At 63.9% G+C, this 16,937-nt stretch carries 9 protein-coding genes, 1 tRNA gene, 2 rRNA genes and 1 pseudogene (1 of these 13 only partly in view); 8 read left to right on the top strand and 5 right to left on the bottom strand.

Going from position 1 to position 16,937, the window contains the following annotated elements; genetic code table 11:
- From U0025_RS18740 to U0025_RS18725, 4 genes and pseudogenes are all read left to right on the top strand, one after another.
- Positions 1-1,599 (top strand): 23S ribosomal RNA (locus tag U0025_RS18740) (it extends 1,194 nt beyond the left edge of the window).
- A gap of 169 nt (positions 1,600-1,768) precedes the next feature.
- A 5S ribosomal RNA gene (gene rrf, locus U0025_RS18735) occupies positions 1,769-1,883 on the top strand.
- Between the two features lie 110 nt (positions 1,884-1,993).
- Positions 1,994-2,070: transfer RNA gene (locus tag U0025_RS18730), tRNA-Met, on the top strand.
- A 102-nt stretch (positions 2,071-2,172) separates the two neighbouring features.
- Positions 2,173-2,454 (top strand): annotated as a pseudogene (locus tag U0025_RS18725) (transposase); the annotation flags it as partial.
- Here U0025_RS18725 and U0025_RS18720 read toward each other — a convergent pair.
- From U0025_RS18720 to U0025_RS18710, 3 genes are all read right to left on the bottom strand, one after another.
- Positions 2,413-5,538 (bottom strand): alpha-L-rhamnosidase, encoded by a 3,126-nt coding sequence (locus tag U0025_RS18720; RefSeq protein WP_004209013.1) that lies wholly within the window; start codon positions 5,536-5,538, stop codon positions 2,413-2,415. The pseudogene U0025_RS18725 and the gene U0025_RS18720 sit on opposite strands and share 42 nt — an antisense overlap.
- A 113-nt stretch (positions 5,539-5,651) precedes the next feature.
- Positions 5,652-6,632, bottom strand: a complete 981-nt coding sequence (locus U0025_RS18715; protein ID WP_004209012.1) for a sugar phosphate isomerase/epimerase family protein — start codon at positions 6,630-6,632, stop codon at positions 5,652-5,654.
- Between the two features lie 70 nt (positions 6,633-6,702).
- Positions 6,703-7,476: a DeoR/GlpR family DNA-binding transcription regulator gene (locus U0025_RS18710; RefSeq protein ID WP_201039029.1), complete on the bottom strand. Its 774-nt coding sequence runs from the start codon at positions 7,474-7,476 to the stop codon at positions 6,703-6,705.
- Positions 7,477-7,697: 221 nt separating this feature from the next.
- On the opposite strand from U0025_RS18710, the gene U0025_RS18705 reads away from it, so the two are divergent.
- The 4 genes from U0025_RS18705 to U0025_RS18690 all read left to right on the top strand — a co-directional run bounded on the left by U0025_RS18705 (position 7,698) and on the right by U0025_RS18690 (position 14,125).
- Positions 7,698-8,576, top strand: a complete 879-nt coding sequence (locus U0025_RS18705) for a transketolase (protein ID WP_217653198.1) — start codon at positions 7,698-7,700, stop codon at positions 8,574-8,576.
- The gene (locus U0025_RS18700) at positions 8,573-9,529 is read left to right on the top strand and encodes a transketolase family protein (RefSeq protein ID WP_004209009.1); all 957 of its coding nucleotides are present in this window, start codon (positions 8,573-8,575) and stop codon (positions 9,527-9,529) included. Before U0025_RS18705 ends, U0025_RS18700 begins: the two co-directional genes overlap by 4 nt.
- Positions 9,529-11,055 (top strand): FGGY family carbohydrate kinase, encoded by a 1,527-nt coding sequence (locus U0025_RS18695; RefSeq protein ID WP_004209008.1) that lies wholly within the window; start codon positions 9,529-9,531, stop codon positions 11,053-11,055. Before U0025_RS18700 ends, U0025_RS18695 begins: the two co-directional genes overlap by 1 nt.
- A 76-nt stretch (positions 11,056-11,131) precedes the next feature.
- On the top strand, positions 11,132-14,125 hold the full coding sequence (locus tag U0025_RS18690; RefSeq protein ID WP_004209007.1) for a TonB-dependent receptor plug domain-containing protein: 2,994 nt from the start codon (positions 11,132-11,134) through the stop codon (positions 14,123-14,125).
- A gap of 51 nt (positions 14,126-14,176) precedes the next feature.
- Here U0025_RS18690 and U0025_RS18685 read toward each other — a convergent pair whose 3' ends face one another.
- Positions 14,177-15,571: a glycoside hydrolase family 140 protein gene (locus tag U0025_RS18685; protein ID WP_004209006.1), complete on the bottom strand. Its 1,395-nt coding sequence runs from the start codon at positions 15,569-15,571 to the stop codon at positions 14,177-14,179.
- Positions 15,568-16,851 (bottom strand): MFS transporter, encoded by a 1,284-nt coding sequence (locus tag U0025_RS18680; RefSeq protein WP_004209005.1) that lies wholly within the window; start codon positions 16,849-16,851, stop codon positions 15,568-15,570. Before U0025_RS18680 ends, U0025_RS18685 begins: the two co-directional genes overlap by 4 nt.
- Positions 16,852-16,937: the final 86 nt, after the last annotated feature.

Genomic DNA, 16,937 nt, shown 5'->3' with positions numbered 1-16,937 from the left:
TTAGGGTTCAGTCTTATGACTGAGCGGTAGCGGAGCGTTCCGTAGGCCGTTGAAGCGGAAGGGTAACCGACCGTGGAGGTATCGGAAGTGCGAATGCAGACATGAGTAGCGATTAAGAGGGTGAGATGCCCTCTCGCCGAAATTCCAAGGGTTCCTGCTTAAAGCTAATCTGAGCAGGGTAAGCCGGCCCCTAAGACGAGCCCGAAGGGGGTAGTCGATGGGAACCACGTTAATATTCGTGGGCCTGGTGGTGTGTGACGGATGCCGTAAATTGTTCGGGCTTATTGGATTGCTCCGGGCAGTGAAGGGGTCCCAGGAAATAGCCCCACCGTATAGACCGTACCCTAAACCGACACAGGTGGAATGGTAGAGTATACCAAGGCGTTTGAGAGAAGTATCCTGAAGGAACTCGGCAAATTGCCTCCGTACCTTCGGAAGAAGGAGGCCCCATCTCAAGGCAACTTTTGATGGGGGGCACAGGCCAGGGGGTAGCGACTGTTTAGCAAAAACACAGGGCTCTGCTAAGTCGGCTTCAAGACGACGTATAGGGCCTGACGCCTGCCCGGTGCCTGAAGGTTAAGAGGAGGAGTGCAAGCTCTGAATTGAAGCCCAGGTAAACGGCGGCCGTAACTATAACGGTCCTAAGGTAGCGAAATTCCTTGTCGGGTAAGTTCCGACCTGCACGAATGGCGTAACGACTTCCCCACTGTCTCCAGGATATGCTCAGCGAAATTGAATTCTCCGTGAAGATGCGGAGTACCCGCGGTTAGACGGAAAGACCCCGTGCACCTTTACTGCAGCTTCAGAGTGGCATTAGGAAAGAACTGTGTAGCATAGGTGGGAGGCTTTGAAGCATTGACGCCAGTTGATGTGGAGCCATAGGTGAAATACCACCCTGTTGTTTTCTGATGTCTAACCTCGCACCGTTATCCGGTGCAGGGACCCTCTGTGGCGGGTAGTTTGACTGGGGCGGTCGCCTCCTAAAGAGTAACGGAGGCGCGCGATGGTGGGCTCAGGACGGTTGGAAACCGTCTGTTAGAGTGCAATGGCATAAGCCCGCCTGACTGCGAGACTGACAAGTCGAGCAGAGACGAAAGTCGGTCATAGTGATCCGGTGGTCCCTCGTGGAAGGGCCATCGCTCAACGGATAAAAGGTACGCCGGGGATAACAGGCTGATGATTCCCAAGAGCTCATATCGACGGAATCGTTTGGCACCTCGATGTCGGCTCATCACATCCTGGGGCTGGAGCAGGTCCCAAGGGTTTGGCTGTTCGCCAATTAAAGTGGTACGTGAGCTGGGTTCAGAACGTCGCGAGACAGTTTGGTCCCTATCTGCCGTGGGCGTCGAAATTTGAGAGGAGTTGACCCTAGTACGAGAGGACCGGGTTGAACATACCTCTGGTGTACCTGTCGTCACGCCAGTGGCGCAGCAGGGTAGCTATGTATGGACGGGATAACCGCTGAAAGCATCTAAGCGGGAAGCCTCCCTCAAGATAAGATTTCATCGAGCCGTCGTAGACCACGACGTTGATAGGCTGGATGTGGAAGTGCGGTAACGCATGGAGCTAACCAGTCCTAATTGCTCTGTTCGCGCTTAAGAGTCCCACCATCAACGACAGTTCTGGGAACTGTCCACGATGTGGTCGTTAAGCCAGCCCAGATATACGAACATACAAACTCCAAAGCTCTTGTTGTTCACTTTCCCAAGTGAAAGTGAATTGTGCACGGTATCGATTAAAAACCCGCAGTTATGCGCCTGCTTCATTGCTTGGTGACCATAGCGTCTGTGACCCACCCGATCCCATCCCGAACTCGGCCGTGAAACCAGTCTGCGCCGATGGTACTATTGCTCAAGCACTGGAAGAGTAGGGCGTCGCCAGGCATTGAAGCACGCGCATAGCAACGGATCAAAAACCCATCACAATGTTACAAAACAGGGCGGCCGACAAAGCCGCCCTTTTTGCGTGTCAGGGCACCCAAATCGCCCAGTGTCGCGGGATGGAGCAGCCCGGTAGCTCGTCAGGCTCATAACCTGAAGGTCGTAGGTTCAAATCCTACTCCCGCAACCAAATCACACACAGCACATACACACGCCGCCTCGGACAGCCCCAAGGCGGCTTTTTTGTGCCCGCGCCCTACCAGACCAGCGCCAAAGCCCAATCGCAACTGGCGATCGGGGCTATGACGCCGACTGGTTTCGCAATGCGGTGCAGGAAAAAGGGATTGTACCCTGTCCGGGTCGGAAATCCCGCGATAAGCCCGTCAAATACGGCACGCGTAGATATAATAGGAATCCCAGCCGCCTCGAGATCAGGTTCGGTCGCCCCAAAGACTGGCGGCGCGTCCCCATCCGCTATGACCGGTGCCGCAACGTCTTCCGATCCGTCGTCGTTCTCACTGCCCCCTCCTGTTCAGGCCATGGGCCTGTCCCTGATGAAATGATATCGGCCTGAACCCACCTCGATCGTCACACCTTCTGGTGTCGTGGCATGGACGGGGATATCGGGATGCTCCTCGACTGCCCGGTCGCCTTCACGCCAGATTCCGGCCGGCAGGCTGATCCGCGCCGTGCAATTGGCAGGCACGCTCAGTGTCAGGCGCGACAGGCCGCCGGCATCGCCATCCACCTCTGTCGTGATCGTTCCGGTGACCGCATCATGGCGGGCGGTCACGCGCCCGGCTTCGGGAAACCAGATCGGGTGCACGGCGATGCGGCGGAAGCCCGGTGCGGCGGGGGCAATCGCGGCCAGCCTGCGATAGAAGAAGCCGACGACCGCGCCGAAAGCATAATGATTATAGCTGTTCATCGACAGGTCGCCGACATCGCCATTCCATCTTTCCCAGACGGTGGTGGCGCCGACACTGGGCATATAGCCCCAGGAGGGATAGCGGGTCTGCAGCAGCAGGCCGATCACCTCGTCCCGTGCGCCCGCATCGGCGAGCACGTCGAGCAGATAGGGCGTACCGAGGAAGCCGGTGGACAGGGTCATGCCGCGCGCGCGAATATCCTGGGCCAGGATCTGTGCCGCCTGCGCCTGCTGCTCCGCCGGCACCAGCCCCATGTGCAGCGCCAGCACCTGGCTGCACTGGCTGCCATTGCCGGCCTTGCCTGCACCGTCCAGCAATTCGGCTGCAAAGGCGGCGCCGATCGCCGCGCGCAACGCTTTGTAGCGGGCGGCGTCGGCGGCGCGGCCAGACGCCTGTGCCATCTCTGCCATCAATTGGGCGCTATAGGCCCAATAGGCGGTGGCGCACAGGATGCGGGGCGTGGTCTCGTCATCGGGCTGGATCGCATCGACCGACAGCCAGTCGCCCAGGTCCAGCCCGCGATCATGGCGCCAGATATGGTCGGGATTGTTGCGCGCGACGAACGCCATCCATTGTTCCATCGCGGCCCAATTCTCGTCGATCACGGCGGTGTCGCCATAACGGCGCCACAGCCCATGGGGCAGGATGATGCCGGCCTCGCTCCAGCCGGCGGTCACGACGTCGGGGAAGGATAGCGGCTGCGGCACGACGATCGGATAGGCGCCATCGGGGCGCTGCGCGGCGCGCGCCTCCAGCAGGAAGCGGCGAATGAAGGGATCGACCTCCATGTTGAAGGCGGCGGCGTCCAGGAAAACCTGGATGTCGCCCATCCATCCCATGCGCTCGTCGCGCTGGGGACAGTCGGTCGGTACGCCGAAGAAATTGGAACGCTGGCTCCATAGGGCATTGTCCCAGATCTGCTGGAGCAGGGGGGAGGCCAGCTGCATTTCGCCGGTTTCACGGCAATCGCTATGGACGACGACGGCCTCGATATCATCGAGCGTCGGCCTGCCGGGATATCCCTCCACCTCGACATAGCGGAAGCCATGATAGGTGAAGCGGGGTTCGAAATGCTCGCCGGCGGGATCGCCGCGCAGGATCACATGGTCGGTGCATGCGGCGCGGCGCAGATTGGACTGGTCGGCGGTGCCATCGGGGTTCAGCAATTCGGCAAAGCGCAGGCTGATCTGCTGGCCCGCCGGCCCCTGGGCGCGCAGCGCCACCCAACCCGGCATATTCTGGCCGAAGTCGAACAGGAAGCGGCCCGGCGCCGGCTCGGTCATGGCGAGCGGGCGCAGGCGGCGCGTGGCGCGCAACGGCGGCGATGTCTGGGCGATCAATTGCGCTGGCGGCGCATCCCCGATCCGCACCGTGCGCCAGGCGCTGTCGTCGAAATCGGGGCTGTCCCAGCCGGACTGCTCCAGCCGTGCATCATGGCATTCGCCGCCATAGATGTCGGAATAGACGACCGGGCTGCCACCGATCCGCCAGTCGCGGCCGGTGATGACCCATTGCTGCGTGCCATCGGCATAGTCGATGCGCAGCTGGGCGCGCAGCCGGCGCGGCGCGGGGCCAAAGCCATAGCGTTCCATGCGCCAGCCAAAGGCGCCGGCGTAGAAGCCGTCCGCCACCGTGAAGGCCAGGGCATTGGCGCCGTCGCGCAGCAGCGCGGTCACATCATGGGTCTGGTAGAGGATATGGCTCTTCGCGACGCTGATTTCGGGCGCGAGCAGATGGTCGGACACGCGCTGGCCGTTGATACGCGCCTCATAGGTGCCGAGCGCCGTTGCATAAAGGCGGGCGGCCACCACCGGCGAGCGGGGCGTGAACAGGGTGCGCAGGCAGATGCCCGGCTCCTTGGGGCGGGGGTCGCCCTGCGAGCGCGATCCCGACGGTTGGGCCGCATCCCAGTTGCGGGCATCAAAGCCGGGCAGGGTCCAGCCCTCGGTCGGGTCGCTCTGCACCCGCCAGGTGTTGCCGCTCACTAGCCGTTCGATGTCGCCATTGCGGCGATGCAGGCGGATCAGGGCCGCCATCGCACCGCCATCCACCGGGAAGAAGCCGCTGGTATCGGCCGTCGCCAGCAGGCACAGGCTGTTGCGTCCGGGGCGCACCTGTCCGCGCGCGGGCAGCAGGCTGCCCCAGTAGATGAGGTCCGGCAGGCTGGCCGGCTCGCCATTCAGCCAGACGCCCAGCAGATTGTCCTTCGCCGCGACCAGTATCTCGGCATCGACCAGGTCGGCGGGCGCGTCGAAATCGAGCCGGAAGCCGTGGGGGCGGGGATCAAGCGGATCGGCGCTCCATATCCATTGCAGCCCGGCCGCGCGATCGGCCGCGGCGCCCTCATCCTCGGCCTCGATCCAGTCCGCGTGCCAGTCCTCCGGCGCCAGCAGCCCGCCCTCGAACCAGCTCTGCGCGGATTGGGCCTGTTCACCCTGATTGTCGACAATCGCGACATCCCACCAGATGCGCTGCATCGACTGCAGCGGCGGGCCGCCATAGGGGATGTCGAAACAGGCGTCGCTGTCGACCGGGCCGCTGTCCCACAGCAGGTGTGCGCCGTCCCGGTCGGCGGTGGCGCGAATGCGATAGCTGCGCTGCATCACCCCCCGTCGATCGCTCTCCAGGCGCCAGGACAGGCGGGGATGGCGCGTCTCCAGCCCCAGCGGTTCGACCAGATAGTCGGCGCGCAGGTCAAGGATGCGAAGGCGGGTATCGGGGGCGGTCATGCCGTGTCTTTCCGCAGCTGGAGCGCTTTCCCGCCTGAACGGAAAGCGCGTCAAATCAGGAATATGGAGCAGAGTCCGAGCCGATGCCGTCGGATCGGACTCTGCTCCCGAACTCAGTAGGAGGTGAACAGGGCGTCGCGGGCCAGCTTCATCGCCGCGACGGCATCCTGGCGATCCTGCGCATCCTGCATCGCCGCGAAATCGAGCTTGTCGAGTGCCCGTTCGATCACCTTTAGGAAGCTGATCGCGGCATTGGCCGCCTGCACGCTGTCCTCGCGGAACGGGAACTGGTCGAGCTGCCAGACGCCGTCCCACTTGTTCTTGCGCAGCGTGTAGAAAAATTCGAACAGCTCGATCGGATGGACCGATCCGGCGATCATGTCGTCGTCCCAGCCGCGCAGATTGTCGTTCACGTCCATGCCGAACAACCGGCCATGGTCGATCGCGAGCTGTGCCGCGTCGGCCGGGGATTCGCCGCCATAGAGCGAATGGCCGAAGTCGAGCAGTATGCCGATATTGGGCAGGCCGATCTTCTCGATTCCCAGCAGGGTGCGCGCCACGCTGTCATAGCTCATATGGTTGCGGGGTTCGCGCGGCTTATATTCGATGACGAATTTGAGGTCCGGATTCTGGCTCGCCAGTTCGCCGACGCCATCCATGCTCATCTGCCACAATTGGCGGTGGTCGACCTGGAAGGGATAATCCCAGCCATCCTGGCCGGGCCACAGTTTCACATAGTCGGCACCGAACCGGCGCACGACATTGGCCGCGTCATTGACCATTTCGTTGGCCAGACGACGGATGCCCGGATCGGGGTTGGTAAAGGCGCCGCGGGCAAATTGCCTTGTATAGATTTCCGGGGTGATGCCGATGACGGACAGGTTGTTCCGCTTGAGCGCTGCCTCGACCGTGTCGAGCGACAGGCTGGGGTCGACAAAGGGATAGTTGATGTCGACGACCGACAGATCCTCCACCTGGCCGGCCAGGTCGATCATCTCGATCAGCGAACGGGCCGGGCCATAGCCATCGGTGGCATAGCGGTCGACATAGGTGGCGAAGTGCCAGATACCGGCACCATATTTCTGCTTGGCCATGAACATCCTCTCCGGTGGAATGGGTTGGTTTGCGCACGCGACGACGTGCGTGTGCCTGCCGCTGTTGCGGTCAGGCGGTAATGACGGCGACGCCGATCGCCTCGATGGCCTTGCGATCCTCGTCGCGAATGCCCTCGTCGGTGATCAGCACATGGACCAGTTCCAGTCCGCCCAGGGCAGAGAAGGAGCGCTGGCCGATCTTGCTGCTGTCGGCGACCAGGCAGACCTGTTCGGCCGCGCCGATCATCGCGCGCTTGACCGCGATGTCGGAAAGGGCCGGATAGGTCAGGCCATTGTCGATATCGAGCGCGGCCGTCGCCAGGAACAGGCGCTGGACATAGAGGCCCTTGAAATAGTCGGCCGATCGTTCGCCCGACAGCGACAGGGTGGGGGCCTTGAAATGGCCGCCGGTCATATGGACTTCGAAACCGGGTTCTGCCCCCAGCATCAGCGCGATGTTGAGCGCATTGGTGATGACCGTCAGGTCGCGCCGGCCCAGCAGATGGGTGGCGACGGCGGTCGTCGTCGATCCGCTGTCCAGGATGATGGTTTCGCCATTGCCGACCAGCGCGGCGGCGGCCCGGCCGATCCGCTCCTTCGCATCGAGATGGCTCTGATGCTGCAGTGCCATCGATCGCACCTGCTGCGGCACGGACTTGAGGAAGGCGCCGCCATGTTCGCGCTCGATATGTCCTTCGGCCTCCAGCTTCTCCAGATCCTGCCGCACGGTGACTTCGGACACGCCAAAGGCCTCGGCCAGTACGCGCACGCGAGCGCTGCCTTCCTCCTGAAGCCATTCCAATATCTTGAGGCGCCGGCTTTCGCCCAGCAACCGGGTCTGCACGCTATCCTTCAACGCGTGGCGCTCCGGGATGCAGGCTGATCGGGCATGGCAGGACTCTCCGCAAAAGCCGTTCCGAACGGCGTTGGGCCACTTTCTAGGCGTGCTTCGCTTTCCTTGTCAATTTTTCGATATGATTTTCTAAACGAAAGAAAACGAAAGTTTATCTCTTGCGTATTTTTTCCTGCTGGATTAGCTCCAGCCGCCAGGGAGAGTTTTGCCAGATGACCATGCCGCCTGTTCGCGATTCTGATGTTTCGGCCGAAGAGGCTCTGTCCGTGCGCGCCGACCATGTCCGCGAGCGCGCAAACTGGATGCGCCGCCGACTGCTGGCCATGATTGTCGAGGCGGGGCAGGGCCATCCGGGCGGCGACCTTTCGGCCACCGATATTCTGGCGACGCTCTATTTCGATATTCTTCGTTTCGATCCGGCCCAGCCCCAGGCCCCTGGGCGGGATCGCTTCGTGATGAGCAAGGGCCATTGCACCGGCGCGCTCTACAGTGCGCTCGCCGGCGCCGGCTTCTTTCCGGAGGCCGAACTCGATACCTATCTCCGGCCCGAATCCCGGCTGAATGGCCATCCCAACCGCACCTATCTGCCCGGCGTCGAAACCAATACCGGTCCGCTGGGGCACGGCCTGCCGGTCGCGGTCGGCATCGCGATCGCGGCGCAGATCGACCAGGCGGACTATCGCGTCTTCGTGCTCACCGGCGATGGCGAACTGCAGGAAGGGTCGATGTGGGAAGCGGCGATGCTGGCCGGGCATCGCGGGCTGGGCCAGCTGACGGTGATCGTCGATCGCAACCGGCTGCAGCAGGGCGCGCGCACGGAGGACACTAACGCGCTGGAGCCGCTGGCCGACAAGTGGCGCGCCTTTGGCTGGGATGTGGCGGAGGTGAACGGGCATGATCCGGTGGCGCTGCTGCAACGGCTCGATGCGGCGTGCCTGCCGCGCAGCCGGCCGCTCTGCATCATCGCCAACACGCGCAAGGGGAAGGGCGTCAGTTTCATGGAAGATCAGGCGGGCTGGCATCATGGCGTGCCCAATGCGGCGCAATATGCCCAGGCGCTGGCCGAACTGGACGCGGAGCTGGTCGCATGAGCGCCGCCGCTGCGCCTTCGGGTCTGTTCGACTGCCGTGATGCCTATGTCCGCGCGGTCGAGGAACTGGCGGTCGAGGATGATCGCATCGTGGCCGTCGTCAATGACTCGGTCGGCTCGTCCAAACTCGGCAAGTTTCGTGATCGCTTCCCGGACCGACTGGTCAATGTCGGCATCGCCGAGCAGAATATGGTCGGCGTCGGCGCGGGCTTGGCCAATGGCGGCAAGATCCCGTTCGTCAGCGGCGCCTCCTGCTTTTTGAGCGCCCGCGCGCTGGAGCAGATCAAGGCGGATTGCGCCTATAGCCAGGCCAATGTGAAGCTGTGCGGCATTTCCAGCGGCGTCGCCTATGGCGAACTGGGCGCGACCCATCATAGTATCGAGGATGTCGCCTGGCTGCGCGCAATCGACCGGCTGACGGTGATCGTGCCGGCCGACCCCTGGGAAACGGCGCAGGCGATCAGGGCGGCCGCCGCCCATGACGGCCCGGTCTATGTCCGCATCAGCCGCATGCCGGTGCCCGAACTGGATCGCGACCATGATGCATTCCGCATCGGTCAGGCGGAACAGCTGCGCGCCGGGCAGGATGTCGCGATCATCGCCAATGGCACGCTGGTGCATCGCGCGCTGGATGCGGCCCACCTGCTGGAGGCGGAGGGTATTTCCGCGCGCGTCATCAACATGGCGACGGTATCGCCGATCGACACGGCGATGCTGGCGCAGGCAGCCACCACCGGTGCGATCGTGACCGCTGAGGAGGGGCTGGCCCATGGCGGACTGGGCGGGGCGGTGGCGGAATATTGCGCTACCCACAGTCCGGTGCCGATGCGGATGCTGGGCTTCCCCGGCTTCCTGCCGACCGGCTCGGCCGCCTGGCTGATGGATCGCTTCGGGCTGAACGCGCAGGGGATCGCTGCCGCCGCCCGCGACCTGCTTGCGGTGAAGGCCCGCTGATGCGCGGCCCGGTCATCCTGGCGATCGATCAGGGCACGACCAATACCAAGGCGCTGCTCGTCAGCCCTGCCGGAGAGATTGTCTGCGCCCGGTCGCAGGCGATGCAGGTGGCGCATCCGCGTCCGGGCTGGGCCGAACAGTCGGCCACCGCCATCTGGGACGCGGTAAGGGCGCTGATCGCCGATCTGGTGGCCGCCGCGCCCGAAGCGGAGATCCGCGCATTGGCCCTGTCGAACCAGCGGGAAACCATCCTGCTCTGGGACGCGCGGAGCGGGGAAGCGCTGGCCCCGGCGGTGCTGTGGCAATGCCGCCGGTCCGAACAGCGCTGCGCGGCGCTGCGCGACGCCGGGCATGAGGCGGAGATCATCGCGCGCAGCGGCCTCGACATCGACCCTCTGTTCCCGGCGGCGAAGATCGGCTGGCTGCTCGACAATGTGCCCGATGGGCGCGCCCGTGCGGCACGGGGCGAATTGCGCTGCGGCACCGTCGACAGTTGGCTGTTGTGGAAACTGACCGATGGCCAGGTCCACGCCACCGACCATGGCAATGCGTCGCGTACCCAGTTGCTCAATCTCGACACGCTGCAATGGGATCCGGTGCTGGCCGGATTGTTCGACGTGCCGATCGGGCTGCTGCCCCAGGTCCGCGGCTCCGACAGCCTGTTCGGCACGGTCGCGCCCGATGTAACGGCACTGCCGGCCGGCACGCCGATCCGGGCGGTCATGGGCGACAGCCATGCCGCCCTCTTCTACCATGGCGGCAGCCGACCCGGCGCCACCAAGGTGACGATCGGCACCGGCAGTTCGGTGATGAGCGCCACGCCGCATCGCGTCCGCTCCACCCATGGCCTGTCGAGCACCATCGCCTGGCATCGTCAGGGCGTGGCCCAGCATGCGCTGGAGGGCAATATCTCGATATCGGGCCAGGCGGCCGCTTTCATCGCCCAACTTCTCGGGCTGGCCGACGAAGCTGCGCTGACCGAACTGGCGCGCGGCGTGGCCGACAATGGCGGCGTGGTGTTCGTGCCGGCGCTGGTCGGTCTCGGCGCGCCCCATTGGTGCAGCGAGGCACGCGGGAGCCTGTCGGGCCTGTCGCTCGGCACCCGGCCGGGCCATATCGCGCGCGCCACGCTGGAGGCGATCGCCTTGCAGATCGCCGATGTCGTCGCCGCGATGGAGGCGGATCTGGGTGCGCCGGTGCCGCAGATATCGGTCGATGGCGGCGCGACCCGCAACGACCTGCTGATGCAGCTTCTGTCGGACCTGACCGGGCGGCTGATCCTGCGGCCGCATGTGGCGGAAGCGAGCGCCCTGGGCGTCGCACGGCTGGCGGCCGAGGCGATGGGCCTGACGGTGGAAGCCGGCCCTGGCCGGGCACCGGATCGGATCATGCCCGCCATGCCGGTCGAGGACCGGCAGCGGATCAAGGCGGGGTGGCGCACGGCGGTGGCCGGCGCAACCGGCCGGCCCATGGAATTAGAGGTCGTCAAGGACGGGCCCGTCGGGGCCGTGGTGGAGGCAGGCTGACGAGCTGCGCCGCCGGATCGGAATAGCCGCCACGACAAAAGTCAGCGGTTCGTCATCATATAGGAGGGGTTTGACCATGAAGATTCACGGTTCCTGCCATCTGCGCGCCCGCAGCTTGCGCCTGACGTGGCTTGGCGGTTCGGCTGTCGTCGCGATGCTGGCCGCACCGGCGGCAGCGCAGGAGGATGGCACCTCCACCGCCGACATCATCGTCACCGGCAGCCGCATCGCCTCGCCGGCATTGACGTCGCCCAGTCCGCTTCAGGTGCTGACATCGGAAACGCTGGAAAATAACGGCATCGTCAACATCCAGGATGCCCTGCAGCAAAATCCTGCGATCGGTCTGCCCGGTCTCAGCCGCACCACCACCGCGAACACCACCAATCCTGGCCTCTCGACGGTCAATCTGCGCAATCTGGGACCGGATCGCACCCTCGTCCTGATCGATGGCCGCCGGTCGGTGGCCGGGGTGCCGGGCACGGCGCAGGTCGACCTGTCGATGATCCCGACGCCTTTCGTCGAGCGGGTCGATGTGCTGACGGGCGGCGCCTCCGCCGTCTATGGCTCGGACGCGGTCGCGGGGGTCGTCAACTTCATCTACAAGAAGAAGTTCGAGGGCGTCCTGCTCAATGCCCAGGCCGGCATTTCGGAACGGGGCGACGACCGGCAGATGGTCGTCAACGGCACCTTCGGCCATAATTTCGCCGACGGCCGTGGCAATTTCATGATCTATGGCGGTTATGTGAAGGAAGGGGCGGTGGATGCCCGTTCGCGCAGCTTCTCGGCGCGCGACTATACCAGCCTGGGCACGATTCAGCGGGTGGCGGGCAACAGCGACGCCAATCTGACCGCTGCGCAGAATATCTTCACCCCTTTCTACAACCCGTCCAATGTCGGCCCCGGCGGCATCTTCGTGATCGGGTCGCAGACCAATCGCGTGATCCAGCCCGACGGCACGTTCCGCGCCTATAATGCGGCGACCGATGGCTGGAACCGTGCCGAATGGGGGCTGCTGGCCTCGCCATCGGAACGCATAACCTTTGCCGGACGTGTCAATTTCGATGTCAATGACAGCGTCAATGTCTTCACCGAAGTCACCTATTCCAACGTCGTGACCAAGGGGCGGATGGAAGCGTCGCCGATGCGGACCGACAGCGCGCTGGGCGCCTTCACCGGCACCAACGGCTTCTATCCGATCCAGTCGCGCGTGCTGGTGCCCGGCGGCAACGGCGCGACCGTGCTGGTCAACAATCCCTTCGTGCCGCAGGCCGTGCTCGACGCGGCGACCGATCGGACCGGCGATGGCCTCAAGGATCTCAGCTTCCTGCTGCGCACCACCGCCTTTGCCCCCGGCACCCGCACCATCCCGACCGAGCGCGACAATTTCCGCGCGGTGCTGGGCACCACCGTGGACCTGGGCAGCAGCTGGAAGTTCGACGCCTATTATCAATATGGCTTCACGAAACAGAATCAGTCGATGTCCGGCCTCGCCAATCTCTACAATCTGGCCGAGGGCTTGCAGGTCATTACCGACGTCTACGACTTCGATCGCGACGGCAGCACCACCGATGCGGTGTGCGCCAATGCCGACGCACGGGCGCGGGGCTGCGTGCCGATCAACGTCTATGGCGCTGGCAAGCTGACCCAGGAGATGGTCGACTATCTCGAAGTATCGATGCAGCGGAACAGCAAGCAGAGCATGCATGTCGCCGCCGCCAACCTCACCGGAACATTGTTCAACCTGCCCGGCGGGCCGGTCCAGATCGCGGTCGGCGCGGAATATCGCAAGGAGGAAAGCCGCGACATCTTCGACCCGCTGACCAATGCGGCGCGTAACGGCTATGTCCAGCTGACCGACACAGCCGGCAGCTTCGACGTCAAGGAAGCCTATGGCGAACTGGTCGTGCCGATCCTGTCCGACACGCCCTTCTTCCAGAGCCTGACGCTGCGTGGCGCGGCCCGCATGTCGGATTATTCGACGGTCGGTACCTTCTACGCATGGAATGCCGGCGTCGAATGGGCGCCGGTCGAGGATATCCGCTTCCGTGCGGTCTATGCCCATGCGGTGCGCGCACCCAATATCGGCGAATTGTTCGCGGCGCAGGCGGCGGGCATCGTGACCATCACCGATCCCTGCCAGGGCATCACCCTGTCGACCCAGGGCGCGATCGCCGACAATTGCCGGGCGGTACCGGGCATCCTGGCCAATATCCAGCAAAATGGTTCTTTCACCCTGACCCAGGCGGACCTGTCGGGCGTCGGCGGCATCACCGCTGCCAATCCCGACATCCGGGAAGAAACGGGCAAGACGCTCACCCTGGGCGTGGTCATCAATCCCCGGTCGATCCCGGCGCTGCGCAACCTGACCTTCACCGCCGATTATTTCGATATCAGGCTGGAGGATGCGATCAGCCGCGTTCCGGCGGCGACCGTGCTCAACAAATGCTATCGCGAGGGGCTGGCCGATTTCTGCCAGTTCGTCACCCGACGCACGGAGGCGTCCGGCGCCTACAGCATCGGTTCGGTGGAACAGGTGGTACGCGGCCTCATCAACAGCGGCGGTTCCTTCTCGCGCGGGCTCGATTTCACGCTCAATTACAGCCATCAACTGTTCGGTGGCACCGCCAGCCTGTCGGGCGCCTGGACCCATCTGCTCAAAAATGGCTTCCGGGCGCTGACCGGCGATCCCTATGACAATACGATGGGTGAACTCGGGACACCGCGCGATTCCGTCAATCTCGGCATCAACTGGGCCAATGATGATTTCGGCATCACCATCAACAATGAATATATGGGGCCGCAGGTGCTGGATTATGAGAATTTCCAGACCCTCTATCGCCTGGCGGACGGGTCGGTGCCGGACTCCAAATATTTCCGCATCAAGTCGAAAATCTACACCGACATGCAGATCCGCTTCACATCGATCGCGAACTTCGAATTCTTCATGGGTGCCAAGAACATGTTCGATGTGAAGCGTCCGCCGGTCTGGGGTGGCCTGCCGGGCAATGTCAACGGCACCTATGACGTGCTGGGCCGGCGCTTCTACACCGGCGTGCGCGTCAAGCTCTGATCGGTCCGAAAGGGGCGGGGAGGGCGGTGCCGCTGGCGCCGCCCTTTTTCGTCAGTCGCTGCTGTCGAGCAGCAGTGCCCAGTCATTGCCGGCTTTTGGCTGGCCCGGCGGGACGAAGCGGCGGATGCCGCGATTGGCGAAGTGGCCGATCAGCAGGCTGGCACCGGTGCGCGGATCGAACCAGGCGGCACGCACCCGCTTGCCCGCGATCCGGCCCATTCGCACGCGAAAGGGCCGGCCGGTATAGCTATAGGCCATCGCATAGCTGGCGCCGCGGGTGGCGGCGACGCGCTCGTAGCGTTCGCCATTGTCGACGATAAGCTGCTGGTCTGGCGCGCGGTCCTCATCGGGGCGCGAGAGCATCAGCGCCTTGAGATGGCGCATCTGTTCCGCGCCGGCAGCATGCAGCGCATCCTGCCAGGGGATATGCGCCCAATAGGCCGATTTCTGGCCGGGCACATGGAATTGCATCACGCTGTTCTCGCCATAGCTGTGGCCGAATGCCCCGGCGAACACGGACCACCAGGCATAGCGGCGCACATCGGCGGCCTGCCAGATCGGTTCGCGCGCCTGATCCAGTCCGTGCGGGATATTCTCGTAGCTGGGTTCGCCATCGATGCTCGGCTTGGCGGGGCTGCGTGCCCAGTCGTCGGCGACATAGCGCCAATTATCCTCGCCCCGCGCGCAGGGGGTGCTGTCCTGCGCATAGCTCTGGTGGCCCGACTGGAACATGTTGAAGTCGAGCCAGTCTGCATCGTGGAAGGTCCAGGACGAATCGGTACGTCCGAACGGGTGGAAGGTCATCAGATGGCCGGGGTCGATCGCCTTGATGGTGCGGCCCAGCGCCTGCCAGGTGACGGTCGCCATGTCGCCATGGGTATCGCCGCCATTCAGCCAGACGATGTTGGACCTGCCCCGGTAACGCTCGGCCAGGAAGCGACCATAGACCGGAGCATTGTCGACGGTGAGCTTGCGCATCTCGGCAAAGCTGCCCCAGGCGGGGACCAGGGCCAGATAGAGGCCATGGGCGGCAGCGCGATCGACCACCCAGTCGAGATGATCCCAATAATCATATTCGTCGGGCCGGGTCGGGTCGTTGCCCGGCGTGATGCGTGGGCGCGCCACATCGCCGTCGATCAGGGCCTGTCCGGCAATCGGGCTGGCCATGTCCGGGCGGTGCAGGATCATCACCTGGATGACGGTGAACCCCTGCGCGGCGCGGGTCGCGAAATAATGCTCTGTCTGGGTGCGATCCAGCTTGCCCAGCAGCAGCCAGCCGGTGTCGCCCAGCCAGAAGAAGGGCTTGCCGCCCGCTTCCAGATAGCGACCATTGGCCGTGATGCGCAGTGGCGGCAGCCTGTCCTGCGCCAGCGCCGGGATCGCCGTCAGCGCCAGCGCCGCGCCGATCGCCGAAATGCACAGGCGCTGCCGCCGGGCGCGCCTCATGCCAGCCCCGCTTCCAGTTCCTCCAGCGACTTGCCTTCGTTGCGCGGCGCACCCCAGAAGCCGATGATGCCGCTGATCAGCAGGAATGCGGTCAGGGTCCAGGCCAGAGTGGTAAAGCCGGTGGAGGTCAGTACCGGCACGAAGAAGCTCCATATCCCCAGCAGGATGCGCACGATCGCGAACATCACGCCCTGCGCCGTGCTGCGCAGCAGGGTCGGAAACATCTCCGAACTCCACAGCTGGAAGAAGCATTGCGCGCCAAAGCCCTGGCCCACCGCCATCAGCACCACATGGATGATCGCGACCGTCAGGGTCAGCGGGAACAGCGCCAGCAGCGACATGCCGATTACCTGGATGATGGCCGACACCAGGAACATCATGCGCTGGTTCACCCGGTCGGACCAGCGCATGAAGATCAGCCAGATCGACAGCATGCCGATCAGGAAGCTGCCGGCCTGGATCGCGACCGACATGGCCTGGCTCTGGTCGCCGACCGTGCGCAGAATATAGGGGAAGAAGAAGCCGTTGGTGCCCGCCCACAGGTTCCAGAAGACATACATGCCGGCCAGGAACGCCATGGACCGGATATGCTGGCGGGTGAACAGGTCGCGTAGCCCAACCCGCGGCTGGGCACGGGCGCTCTCGCTGGCCTGGGCGTCCAGCCAGCGCTGCGATTCCTGCATCTTTGATCGCAGGAAGGTCAGTGCCACCGCCAGGATCGCCAGATGGGCAAAGACGATTCGTGCGCCCAGCAGGCCCAGCGGCGTCAGCGCCAGGAACATCAGCAGCACCACGACCGGGCCGAGATACCAGAGCACCTGGGCGACCCCGCTATGCTTGCCGCGCGCGCCCTTGGGCGCCATTTCCGCGATCAGCGACCAGGATGCCGGAATGTCGGCACCCACCGCCAGGCCGACCAGGAAGAAGCCCAGCACGATCATCCAGGCATTGACCGCAAAGATCAGCCACAACATGCCAAAGGCGTAGAAGAGCATGTCATATTGGTAGATCTTCTTGCGCCCGAACAGGTCACACAGTCGCCCCCCGATGAACGCGCCGACACCGGCCGAAATGGCATTCGGGCCAAAGGCGCCGATCATCCCGACCAGATCGTTGCTCAACCGATAGGTTTCCACCCACAGCGCCAGCGCGGCGGACCCCGCGACGATCGATCCGGCATCGATATAATTGGCCAGCCCCGCCAATATGCTGTTCTTCCAGTCGTCGGCCTGTTCGCCGCGATCGGCGGAATAAGTGTCGATGGCGGTCGTCACGGACATGCTCTCCTCCCCAGTGCGCGGCCTTGTCGGTCCGCTTCTTATGTGGCATCAATGCTAATATAATAATATTATTATGGGGGCCAGCC

Origin of the sequence: Sphingobium yanoikuyae, assembly GCF_034424525.1 — a bacterium.
In the GTDB taxonomy this organism is placed as follows: Bacteria; Pseudomonadota; Alphaproteobacteria; order Sphingomonadales; family Sphingomonadaceae; genus Sphingobium; species Sphingobium yanoikuyae.
The sequence above is the reverse complement of the archived record's forward strand: the minus strand, read 5'-3'. Positions and strand labels throughout refer to the sequence as shown.